Genomic DNA, 10,736 nt, shown 5'->3' on the forward strand with positions numbered 1-10,736 from the left:
GGTGTTTCGCGTGGAGCTGTCCGGAAATAAGGACCGTTGCTGTGAGCTGGAACTCCCCGCTGCCTACTACAGCCTTCTGGATGCGCTGGACAAGCTCCAGATGGCTCCCGGCGATAAGCCGAGATGGGGATTCCTTGAACACCACAGCTTTCCGTTCCTCCATGTCCATCTGGCCCATGAATGCGATCTCTATCAGCTCAATGCTTTGGCGACCTTCCTGGGCCAAATGAATGGCAGAGAGAGAACCGCATTCGAAGGGCTGTTCAACATGGAGGTGGCCAAGAAATACGGTCCCATCAGCGTTGCCACCATGATCGACCTGGCCTACAGCACAGACTGCTGCCACGTGGTCAACGCCTCAACGGATGAGCAGCTGGGCAGATTCTACGCCGAGAATGATTTCATCCCCGCCCTTGAAAAAGTCCCCGACTCCATCTTTGAGTATCTGGACTTTGAAATGCTCGGCAGAAAAGCCCGATTTGAGGAGGGCGGCATCTTTGCAAGCAACGGATATGTCACGCAGCACACCGAGCTGAAGCAGGTATATGACAGCCTGGCCTTGATTCCCGAAGTGCCGGAATATGGCATTCGCCTGCTGGCCGGAGGCCCCCCCATGGACTCCGATGGCCTGCCGGAAAAGCAAGTATATCTGAACCTCCCCGCAACTCAGGAGGCGTTGGATCATGTGCTGGAGATGTGTGAAGCGCCGTCCTGGCGTGAGGTGGTCTTCTGGGCAGAGGATGGCGCTGTCCCGGAGCTTCTGGAGAGTATGGACTGTGACGATATCCAGGAGCTTAACGAGCTGGCAAAGCACCTCAAATGCCGTGAAAACAGCGGAGAGCTTTCCAAACTGAAGGCGGTCATCCTTGCGACGGACTGCCACGATGTCGGAACCGCTATTCAGATCTCCGAGAACCTGGATGACTACTTGTTCGAGCCTGACCAGAGAAATCCCGAGGAGGTTGCATCCGAGGAGCTTCGGCTCATTGTGGACGAGCAATCCCTCTCGATTCTGAAGAAGCATGTCAGTCTCTACAACTATGGTCTGGATGTCATGGCCGCCAACAATGCTGTGCTGACTCCCTATGGACTGGTACAGCGTAGAGATGGCAACGAGCTGCTCCAAGCCCAGGAACCCCCGTCTGAGCGTAGTGGAATGGAGATGATGCAGTGAACGCTCAACAGTCTGAACTCTTCGACCTGCTGGATGGCTTTGAGATGACCAAATCCCAGCACGACTGGCTGGAACGGCGGTTTGAAAACATGACGGTAAAAGAAAGCCTCTTGTTCCGTGGGGCAATGCAGATCGAGCGCCCTCAAATGACTGCCGATGTGATGCTGATTGCCAATCAGCTGGATCACTACGACCTGTTCTACGGTGCAGGAGACGATGCCCGACTTGGCAAATTCGTCATGGAGCAGATCCAGCGCCCCTCCTCCCAGGCACGTGCATTCCTTGACCCGGAGAAAGTGGGGGCAGCTTACCGTCAGAAAGGTGGGAACACCTTCTGCAATGGGCACTTCATCAAGGTCGCCTCTCTGATCGATCCGTTCCTGGACGGCGACCCGACGCTGAACCCCGACAAAGGTGACTACGGCATCCGGGTCAAGCTGGCAAGCCGCTCCAATACGGAAGGCGTGTGGGTTGGATTCCCGGACACCGGCGAGTATATGGATACCGCACACCCGGACGAACTTCTCTTGGCGCTGGATGCACTGGAGGTAGACTCTTTGACTGAGTGTATCGCCGTGGATGTGGACTGCTGCCTCCCGCAGCTGGAGAACATCCTCTCCCAGTATGCCTCCGCAGCGGAACTTGTCCGTCATGCCATCGACTTCGGCTATGCGTGGGGTGAGCAGGGTCAGGGCGAACCCCGGTGGCTGGATAAATGGCAGGCTGTTATGGAGCTGGAGGACTGCCACCGTCTGGATTACGCCCTGGATCTGGCACAGAACCTCCACTGCTATCACTTCATGCCCCGCGATATGGAGCTGGAGGACTACGGCAAAACACTGGCGAAACACGACGGTGTCTACCCCAAGGATGAACTGCTCGCCTCCTGCTTCGATGCGGAGGGTTATGCCAATCAGCGGATGAAGAACATGGGTTTATCCGCCGCTGAGCATGGTTTCGTATCCTGGAACGGCACAGAGCTGGTCTATGAGTACAGTCAGCCGGATATGGAGCCGACCATGTCCATGTGAGAAGCCCCCACAGATCAGTTGCCGCCGGGACGGAGGTGATGAAATAAAAAATGAAATAGCCTGAACGCCACAGGGGCCGTTACCCGAATCGGGACAAACGGCCCCTGATTTTTTTGCGCTCTTTTCGGGTAACAGCCCCGGAAAGGAGCCCGCATGACCACGAAAACGGATAACCCCATCGCCGAGTACCTGAAGACCTATCACAAGGGAGCGCAAAGTGTCATATCCAGCCGGGAGCTGGAGGCGGCTTTCCATATCCGAGGCCCCGACCTGCGCCGGTTGATTAACAGCCTGCGTGGAGATGGCATCCCCATCTGCAGTTCTGACTCCGGCTATTACTACGCCGGTACTGAGGAAGAACTGCAGAGAACCATCCGGCAGCTTCGGAGCCGCATCAAGAAGATCGCCCATGCGGAACGCGGTCTCACCAAGGCGCTGGAGCAATCCATCGACAGCGGACAGATATCCCTTCCGCTGGAGGGCGGTGATACCGCTTGAAAAGCTTCATCCCCTGGGTGGGCGGTAAAAGCAAGCTGCTGTGGCTGATCCGAAAGCTGTCTCCCTCGCGGTATTCCCGGTTTATTGATGTGTTCGGCGGCAGCGGCACAGTGACCCTGAGCCGCCCCATCCAGCCGGGATGTATGGAGGTCTACAACGACTTCAACAGTGACCTGACCAACCTGTTCTGCTGTGTCAAAAACAGGACCATGGCGCTTCTGCTGGAGTTGGGTTTTCTGCCGCTGAATACACGCGACGATTTCAATGTGCTGTATAAGTTCTTCTCCAAAGAGGAATTCACCGATGACTATCTGAAAGAGGAGCTGGAGCTGACGGAGCGGTATCTGGAGTTTCCGGACGCCGAGACCATCCAGAGAATGATGCTGGAACGAGCGCCTCGCGGTGATGTGCGGCGCGCTGCCGACTTTTTCAAGCTGATCCGATACAGCTTCAGTGGCGGCGCTAAGTCCTTTGCCGGAAAATCCTGCGATATCCGCCGTTTCTTCTATCTGATTTGGGAGTGCTCCCGCAGGCTGGCAGATGTCGTCATCGAAAACAAGGACTGCGTAGAAATCGTCCACCAGTATGACCGGCCAGACGCATTTCTTTATTTCGATCCGCCCTACTACGATGCAGAGGACTGCTATGCGGCGGTGTTTCCCAAGGAAGATCATCAGCGTCTCCACGACGCTCTGCTGGAGTGTAAGGGATATGTCATGGTGTCCTACAACTACTGCCCATTCATCGTGGAGCTGTACAAGGAATTTTATATCTTCTACACCACTCGCCCCAACAGTATGTCTCAGAAGGCCGGAAGCGAATATGAGGAGATCGTCATCACCAATTATGACCCTCGCCTCCACGATTCCGCAAGGCATTGGCAACTCAACCTTTTCAACCTGTCTGCCGCAGACGAGGAGGAAGGAAAATACACCCTGATCCATGAACCCACAAGAGAACTCAGACAGAAAATGGAGGAATGAACATGACATTTATCAAGTACACCAACGACGGCAAGGCCGTCATCCAGCCCGCCGCCCTGACCTTGAGCGGTCTCGAGCAGGAGGAAACGCTGGAGATGCACACTCTGGAAAACGCCATCGTCCTGCTCAAGCCGGAGATGATGCCGGTGGAGAAAGCTGCGCTGATGATGACGCTGATGCGTCTGGTCAACAGCCTGACGGTGGACATGATGACCACAGTGGATGAGCCGGAGGCAAACGATGGCGAGAGTGACAGCGACGTGATCGGCGTACCCATCGAGGCTTTTGCGGATGCCGGCATCCTTCAGGATGATCTGCAGGTGTTCAGCATGGAGGGTGCCGTTGTGATCGTCTCCGAAGACCGTAAGGTCAAGTGGGACCCGGAGTTTGTGAAAATGGTCACGGAGCGTGAGAAGGCGAATGACTAAGGATCACGCCTACCTCTACCTCAGTTCCTTCTCCGAGGCCAAACGGCAAAACGAGGTGGCGCTCTGGCGGGCAAGCCACTTGGAGAACATTGCTTGCAAGCAGGCCATCGAGGAGGCCATTCGCAGAGATTTTGACGGGATGCACCTGGACCGTGAATGCGCCAGAAGCGTCATCGACAAGTTTGGATTCAAGCGTGTGGGGTGGGTGTTGTCCGCCACACTTCAGCAAAAGCAGTATGATGGACGATTCAGCCCTCAAAACAAAACATGGGCCGCATCCACCTTCATTCCTCCCAGCGACCGCAATTACGAGTTTGCGGTGGAGAGTCACCCCGCTGTGCTGGACGGCTTCGTCAACGCCTTCCGGGAAGCGCAGGCAGAGCTGAAGCTGTTCAACGGCTCCCACTGCGACGATATGACCGGACAAGAGCTGGAAGGCAAGGTGCTGGTCATGAGTCCGTTCACGCTGAAGGAGTCCTACTGGGCGCCGGAAAATCAGCTCTGGCTGGCCACCGGCGGCTTTGGCTGCGTACCCACTGCCGCAGGCAGAGCGGTATACGCCACCTGCCTTGGCGATGGAGAGCAGACACGCTGGAATCGCAGCGACTTCATCGGCATTCTCCGGGAGGAACATCTCCCCGACTGGGCCAGAGAGCGTCTGGAGCAGCTCCGGCAGGAAGCTCCCGCCGCTCCCGAAATGAGTCATCCATCCATGTAAAGAAAGGAGATCCGTCACATGGCAACACCGAAGAAAAAGCAGCAGGAAATCCCCACGCCCCAGGTGGAAGCACGAATCGACCGCCTGGTGGATGGGGATTTCAAGACCAAAGCCTATGCCAGTGCCACCATCGGCGGCGCCTTTGCCGTCCACGGCATCCGGGTCATTGAGTCCGACAAGGGGCGCTTCATCTCCATGCCCCAGGAGTCCTACAAGAAGAATGGCGAAACCAAATACAACGACACCTTCCACGCCATCACCGCCGAGGCCCGGACCGCACTGGTGGAGGCAGTCAACGACGCTTACGAGCAGAAGCTCCAGGAGCAGCAGGAGCAGAAAAGCGACGCTCCTGAGCAGGCCATGAGCCAGCAGATGTAACCCGGCTGTCCGGAAGGAGGTGATGCACCCTGATTCGTTTCACAGTAGACAACCAAAACCGCCTGATCTTCTATGGCAATATGGTGGGCTATGTAAAAGACAGCACCGCCGTTGTGGACGAAATGTTCCAGACCGATGAGCTGTCCCGTTATCTGGCCAGAATGAACCTGGCTCCCCAGTGGGAGGAGGGCGTATTTGACCGCCTGACTGCCGGTGAGGTACCCGGTGAGGAGCTGGGCCAGCCGCAGAAAGGCTGCCGCATCTGGCAGCTCCGAAAAGATGTGGATGTCACCATGCGTTTCATCGGATATGAGGATCTGGTCAAAAAGTTCGGAGAACCGGACGCAGAAAACTACACGCAGGTATTCGATGGCGATCTGGGAACCAATGATCTGGAGCGGATCTATGCCATCTGCAGGGATAGTCCTCCTCCCGGATACCAGGGATACCGAATGGCGCTGTCCGATGTGGTGGAGCTGTACGACGCTTCCGGCAGCGAGTTTTATTACTGCGACCGGGTGGGCTTCCGCCCCATCCAGTTCAACCAAAGTCAGGAGCAGACAGAATGTATCGAAATGACCATGTAGGCCGGACGATGGGCAATCGTCCGGCTTTTGCTTTGCCAGGGCGAGGTCGCAGCCCTCCCGCATTAGGAAGCCTGAGACCGAACCTGCATCATCAAATCATCCACTAACATTCAAAATCCATTTACTTATAGGAGGAATTTATTTTATGAAGAAGCTGTTTAAGAACATCGCCAACACCGCCAAGACTACCGCCGCCAACTGCAAGTCTTCCATCGCCGCTTTCCACAGCCGTGCTGTCAGCAACAACGCCGGCGAGGGCTACATCGATACCGCTGTCAAGGTGCTGATCGCCGTCGTTCTGGGCGCCCTGGTGCTGGCCGGTCTGTATGCTGTGCTGAACGACACCGTCATGCCCACCGTCACCCAGCGGATTCAGGAGATGTTCAACTACGCAGGCTGATGCTCTGGGTACAGGCACTGGTCTTCTGCGGCGGGCTTGTTTATGCTGCCGTGGACGACCTGAGAACCAGAAAGGTCCATGATATCGTCTGCATCGCAATCGCTTTGGCGGGGCTGATCACCATCAGCCCCGCCTCCCTTTTGGGGGCACTGCTGGCAATGGCCCCATTCTACCTCTGTGCAGGTCTCGGCCTGATGGGGGGCGGCGATTGGCGGTTAGCCGCCGCCGTAGGATTTGTTCTGGGAGTTGACCGGGTAATTACAGGCTTGTGTTTTATGGCTGCTGCGCTCCTTTTCACTTCCTTTGCCATGCGGGTGATTCCAGCACTGCGGGAGGGCGCATCGGCAAAACAGCCGCTGGTTCCGTATTTCGCGGTGGCTTTCATCCCCGCATATTTTGCTTATGTGTGATAAAGAAGCAATAGAAGTGCAAAAAATTTTGCCGTTCCTATCCGACACTTGGCCATTGTGTCGGATAGGTCGGGCGGTTATTCGGGCAAGTCAATCTTGCCGACAAAGCTGTAATAAATCTCAATGTCCTGCCTGCGGGTGCCGTTCTCATCATAGCTGCACTCATGCACCACAATTTTCTCGATCATTTCCCGCAAGAGAGTGGGGGTCAGTTCTTCAAAGGCAAGGTGCTTGCGGACAATGCCCATAAATTTCTCGGCGTTGACGGTAGCTGCCTGTGACTTGTCCAGTTCGGCTTGCAGGGCGGCGGCTCTCTTTTTCAGCTCCGCTTGCTCGGCTTCGTAGTCAGCCGACAGTTCCATGAAACGCTCATCGCTGATTTTGCCGTTTACATTGTCCTCATACAGCCGCTTGATAATGCGGCTGATTTCAGAAATGCGTTCCTGCGCCTGTTCAAGCTGCTTGGTGGCTGCGGCGGTCTTTCTCTTGCCGCCGATCTCGTTCTGCTGGATAAGCAGCTTCACAAAGCGGCTCTCATGCTTGGCGGCGTATTCGGTCACTTGCCGGAGATTGGAGAGGACACCGGCGGTCAACAGGTCGGTGCGGATAAAGTGCGCCGTACAGTCGCGGGTGCGCTTCTTGTAGCTGCCGCAGATGTAACAGTCCTGCTTGCGGTTCTTGTTCTGATACCGCTGCTGGTACATCACATGGCCGCAGTCGGCGCAGAACAGCATACCGGAGAACAGCCCCACCTCGTCATAGCGGTTCGGGCGTTTGCGCTGCTTGCGTAACTCCTGCACGCGCTCCCATGTTTCCGTGTCGATAATCGGCTCATGGTGGTTCGGGAAAATGGCCTGCTTCTCAATGGGGTTCTCTACGCTATGCTTGGTCTTGTAAGAGGGCTTCTCCGTCTTGAAGTTTACCAGACAGCCGGTGTACTCCCGGTTTTCCAACAGGTGGACAACCGTGTTTGTAGCCCATTTACACTCATAGCCGGGGTGGTAGCGGCGGGTGCTGCCCGTCCTGCGGTATTCCAGCGTCCCCGGCGTGGGGATTTGCTGCTCCGTAAGCATACGGGCAATCTTGGTCGGGCCGTTCCCGGCAAGGCAAAGCTGGTATATCTGCCGGACTACCGGCGCGGTTTCCTCGTCAACGATATAGTTCTCGTCCTCGTCCATGAGGTAGCCATACACCGGCTTGCTGGTAACGGGCTTGCCGCTCATGCCTTTTGCTCTCTTAACTGCCTTGATTTTCTTGCTCGTATCTCTCACCAGCCATTCGTTGAACAGATTTCGCAGAGGGGTAAAATCGTTGTCCATGCCGCCGTTTGCACTGTCCACATTGTCGTTGACAGCGATAAACCGCACGCCCTTTTGGGGGAACAGCATTTCCGTGTAAAATCCCACCTGCAAGTAGTTTCGCCCTAACCGGCTCATGTCCTTGACAATGACCGTACCTACTTTCCCGGCTTCAATGTCTGCAAGCATGGCTTGAAAACCGGGCCTTTGAAATAATGAGGTGTGATAGCGATAGCGGCAAAAAGCTAATAAAATCAATGGTTTTGCGGACAGCGGATAGACAGGGAATGTGTTAAAAACTGAATACGCACACAAACGGCGTTACCTTAACCCCTTTGGGGGAGAAAGTAACGCCGTTTTTTTATGCCCGCAGGAAAGGAGGTGCAGCCGGAATGTATTTCACAAAGGGCAAGCAGCGGGCGTTTGAATTGCTCATGCAGCAGAAGCCGGGATTTGACCGCTATCAATCCGGTTGTGCCGGAGATGATGAAGATTGCGGCACTTGCCGTTTCTACCGCCCCGGGTGGAAATATGAGTTTTGCGTTTTCAAAGAGTGTCCCTATTGCCCCGGCAAAAGGACGCGGAAAACGCACGCCAGCATGGACAAATAGACGGGCAAAAGCCCTTGTACCATGCGGCTTTGCAGACGCGAAAACGGCAAAGGGCATATTGCAATACCAAAACAGCCGAAAACGGCTTTCTAATTGTCCACGCATACCAAGAGAGGAAGTGAGGAAATATGGCAGTTTTCAGAGTGGAGCGAAATACGGGATATACCGTTATGAGCAACCACCACTTGCGAAACAAGGAATTGTCCTTAAAGGCAAAGGGCTTGTTGTCGCAAATGCTTTCGCTGCCCGAAGATTGGGATTATACCCTTGCGGGCTTATCCCATATCAACCGGGAGAAGATCGACGCAATCCGCGAAGCGGTAAAGGAACTCGAAAAAGCCGGATATATCGTGCGCAGCCGGGAGCGCGACGAAAAGGGACGCTTGCGGGGCGCAGATTACGTCATATACGAGCAGCCGCAGCCGCGAGAGCCGGAAGCAGCTACCAGCGGCGGACAGCCGCCTATATTGGATTTACCTACATTGGAAAATCCAACATTGGATAATCCAACGTTGGAAAAACCTACGCAGGAAAAACCTACGTTGGAAAATCCAACGCAATTAAATAAAGATATATTAAGTAAAGAACAATCAATTACTGATTTATCAAGTACCGATTCCATTCCTTTCCATTCCCTAAACCCCTTGCCCTTTGCGCATGGCGAAGCGGCTACGCCGCCGGAAAGGAAAAGAACGGAAGCGAAAAGCAATAGCGCAGTAGAGATTTACAGGGAGATTATCAAGGACAATATCGAATACGACCATCTCATTCAAAACTGCAAAATTGACAAAGACCGTTTGGACGAGATTGTTGACCTTATGCTGGAAACCGTCTGCACAGCCCGAAAGACAATCCGTATTGCCGGGGACGACTACCCCGCCGAATTGGTGAAATCCAAGTTTTTGAAGCTGAACAGCAGCCATATTGAGTTTGTTTTGGATTGCATGAGGGAGAACACAACCAAAGTGCGCAACATCAAGCAGTATCTAAAAGCGGTGCTGTTCAACGCGCCGAGTACCATTGACAGCTACTATACCGCCCTTGTCAATCACGACTTATACGGCGGCGAATGAGCATAGCCGCACTTTACCGGGAAAGGAGTTGATACCTTGCAGGAGGAAGTAACCCAAAAAACGATTGCCCTATACGTCAAAGTGGGAAAAGGCGCGGCGCGGCTTACCGAACAGGCGTTACAGAAAGCAATCCAAAAGTTTTTGGAGCAGAAAAGCAAACCCGCGCATGGGAAACAGACCATGCGGCAGCTTATGAAGCAGAACGCGGGTGTTTCCAACATCGAGATCACCGACAGCAATATTAAAGCCTTTGAGAGTACGGCGAAGAAATACAACATAGATTTTTCGCTAAAAAAGGTTAAGGGCGAGCAGACCCGTTACCTTGTGTTTTTCAAAGGCCGGGACGCGGACGTTATGACCGCAGCGTTTCAAGAGTTTTCCGCAAAGAAGCTGAACCGGGAGAAAAAGCCCTCTATCCGCAAAGCCCTTGCCGCTGCAAAGGACAAGGCGAAGCAGCTTAACGCCGCCCGCGACAAGGTAAAGAAAATGGACAGGGGGCGCGAGATATGAAGCAGATCAACTACAAAAAGCTGATACTTCCGAATATCCCCTATGTGTTCTTTGTCTATCTCTTTGATAAAGTCGGACAGGCGGTGCGGCTTGCCCCCGGCGCGGATATTTCTGCAAAGATACTGAATATCACACAAGGATTTTCCGCAGCCTTTGAAAACGCCTTGCCGAGCGTTTACCCGTTGGATTTGCTTGTCGGCATTGTCGGTGCGGTGATTATCCGCTTGATAGTCTATGTCAAAGGGAAAAACGCGAAGAAATACCGCAAGGGCGCGGAGTACGGCTCTGCCCGATGGGGAAACGCCGAAGATATAAAGCCCTACATAGACCCGGATTTCCAAAACAACATCATTTTGACGCAGACGGAACGGCTTACCATGAACAGCCGCCCGAAGCAGCCGAAGTACGCGAGAAATAAGAACGTCGTCGTGATCGGCGGCAGCGGCAGCGGAAAAACAAGATTTTTTGTCAAACCTAATCTAATGCAGCTTCATTCCTCTTACGTCTTAACCGACCCGAATGGTAATTTACAATAAGGATAAAGGGAGCGCGCACCCTCAAGAAAGGAGGTTACACCCCATGAAGAAACAGCCGGACAAGGGAAAAATCACAGCCCTGTACGAGCGTCTTTCCCATG

Annotated in this window: 13 protein-coding genes and 2 pseudogenes; 14 read left to right on the forward strand and 1 reads right to left on the reverse strand. The window is 54.2% G+C overall.

Annotated features, from left to right (window positions below; genetic code table 11):
- Window position 1 precedes the first annotated feature (1 nt).
- The 10 genes from H8705_RS11555 to H8705_RS11600 all read left to right on the forward strand — a co-directional run bounded on the left by H8705_RS11555 (window position 2) and on the right by H8705_RS11600 (window position 6,607).
- Window positions 2–1,174: an antirestriction protein ArdA gene (locus tag H8705_RS11555; RefSeq protein WP_392392095.1), complete on the forward strand. Its 1,173-nt coding sequence runs from the start codon at window positions 2–4 to the stop codon at window positions 1,172–1,174.
- Window positions 1,171–2,205 carry a hypothetical protein gene (locus H8705_RS11560; protein WP_262395939.1) on the forward strand — a complete coding sequence of 345 codons (1,035 nt, stop codon included), beginning with the start codon at window positions 1,171–1,173 and terminating at the stop codon, window positions 2,203–2,205. Before H8705_RS11555 ends, H8705_RS11560 begins: the two co-directional genes overlap by 4 nt.
- A gap of 153 nt (window positions 2,206–2,358) precedes the next feature.
- Complete coding sequence (locus H8705_RS11565) at window positions 2,359–2,703, forward strand: hypothetical protein (protein WP_262395940.1); 345 nt, start codon at window positions 2,359–2,361, stop codon at window positions 2,701–2,703.
- The gene (locus tag H8705_RS11570) at window positions 2,700–3,686 is read left to right on the forward strand and encodes a DNA adenine methylase (RefSeq protein WP_262395941.1); all 987 of its coding nucleotides are present in this window, start codon (window positions 2,700–2,702) and stop codon (window positions 3,684–3,686) included. Before H8705_RS11565 ends, H8705_RS11570 begins: the two co-directional genes overlap by 4 nt.
- A 2-nt stretch (window positions 3,687–3,688) precedes the next feature.
- The gene (locus tag H8705_RS11575; protein ID WP_262395942.1) at window positions 3,689–4,114 is read left to right on the forward strand and encodes a hypothetical protein; all 426 of its coding nucleotides are present in this window, start codon (window positions 3,689–3,691) and stop codon (window positions 4,112–4,114) included.
- Complete coding sequence (locus H8705_RS11580) at window positions 4,107–4,832, forward strand: DUF3849 domain-containing protein (protein ID WP_262395943.1); 726 nt, start codon at window positions 4,107–4,109, stop codon at window positions 4,830–4,832. The genes H8705_RS11575 and H8705_RS11580 overlap by 8 nt, the downstream gene beginning before the upstream one ends.
- An 18-nt stretch (window positions 4,833–4,850) precedes the next feature.
- Window positions 4,851–5,210: a SpoVG family protein gene (locus H8705_RS11585; RefSeq protein WP_087295641.1), complete on the forward strand. Its 360-nt coding sequence runs from the start codon at window positions 4,851–4,853 to the stop codon at window positions 5,208–5,210.
- 80 nt (window positions 5,211–5,290) lie between these two features.
- Window positions 5,291–5,797: a YodL domain-containing protein gene (locus H8705_RS11590; protein WP_087295639.1), complete on the forward strand. Its 507-nt coding sequence runs from the start codon at window positions 5,291–5,293 to the stop codon at window positions 5,795–5,797.
- Between the two features lie 145 nt (window positions 5,798–5,942).
- On the forward strand, window positions 5,943–6,197 hold the full coding sequence (locus tag H8705_RS11595) for a DUF6133 family protein (protein ID WP_087295637.1): 255 nt from the start codon (window positions 5,943–5,945) through the stop codon (window positions 6,195–6,197).
- The gene (locus tag H8705_RS11600) at window positions 6,197–6,607 is read left to right on the forward strand and encodes a prepilin peptidase (RefSeq protein ID WP_262395944.1); all 411 of its coding nucleotides are present in this window, start codon (window positions 6,197–6,199) and stop codon (window positions 6,605–6,607) included. The genes H8705_RS11595 and H8705_RS11600 overlap by 1 nt, the downstream gene beginning before the upstream one ends.
- A 77-nt stretch (window positions 6,608–6,684) precedes the next feature.
- Here H8705_RS11600 and H8705_RS11605 read toward each other — a convergent pair.
- Window positions 6,685–8,118: pseudogene (locus tag H8705_RS11605) on the reverse strand (recombinase family protein); the annotation flags it as partial.
- Window positions 8,119–8,297: 179 nt separating this feature from the next.
- Between H8705_RS11605 and H8705_RS11610 the strand changes: the two are divergent.
- The 4 genes and pseudogenes from H8705_RS11610 to H8705_RS11625 form a co-directional block, all read left to right on the forward strand.
- Window positions 8,298–8,516 carry a hypothetical protein gene (locus H8705_RS11610; protein ID WP_002604486.1) on the forward strand — a complete coding sequence of 73 codons (219 nt, stop codon included), beginning with the start codon at window positions 8,298–8,300 and terminating at the stop codon, window positions 8,514–8,516.
- A 128-nt stretch (window positions 8,517–8,644) separates the two neighbouring features.
- Window positions 8,645–9,589 carry a DUF6017 domain-containing protein gene (locus tag H8705_RS11615; protein WP_002604485.1) on the forward strand — a complete coding sequence of 315 codons (945 nt, stop codon included), beginning with the start codon at window positions 8,645–8,647 and terminating at the stop codon, window positions 9,587–9,589.
- Between the two features lie 36 nt (window positions 9,590–9,625).
- The gene (locus H8705_RS11620; protein ID WP_002604484.1) at window positions 9,626–10,099 is read left to right on the forward strand and encodes a PcfB family protein; all 474 of its coding nucleotides are present in this window, start codon (window positions 9,626–9,628) and stop codon (window positions 10,097–10,099) included.
- A pseudogene (locus H8705_RS11625) lies at window positions 10,096–10,629 on the forward strand (type IV secretory system conjugative DNA transfer family protein); the annotation flags it as partial. The gene H8705_RS11620 and the pseudogene H8705_RS11625, both read left to right, overlap by 4 nt.
- Between the last annotated feature and the right edge of the window lie 107 nt (window positions 10,630–10,736).

It is taken from the genome of Youxingia wuxianensis (genome assembly GCF_014385085.1).
GTDB classification, from domain to species: Bacteria; Bacillota; Clostridia; order Oscillospirales; family Ruminococcaceae; genus Youxingia; species Youxingia wuxianensis.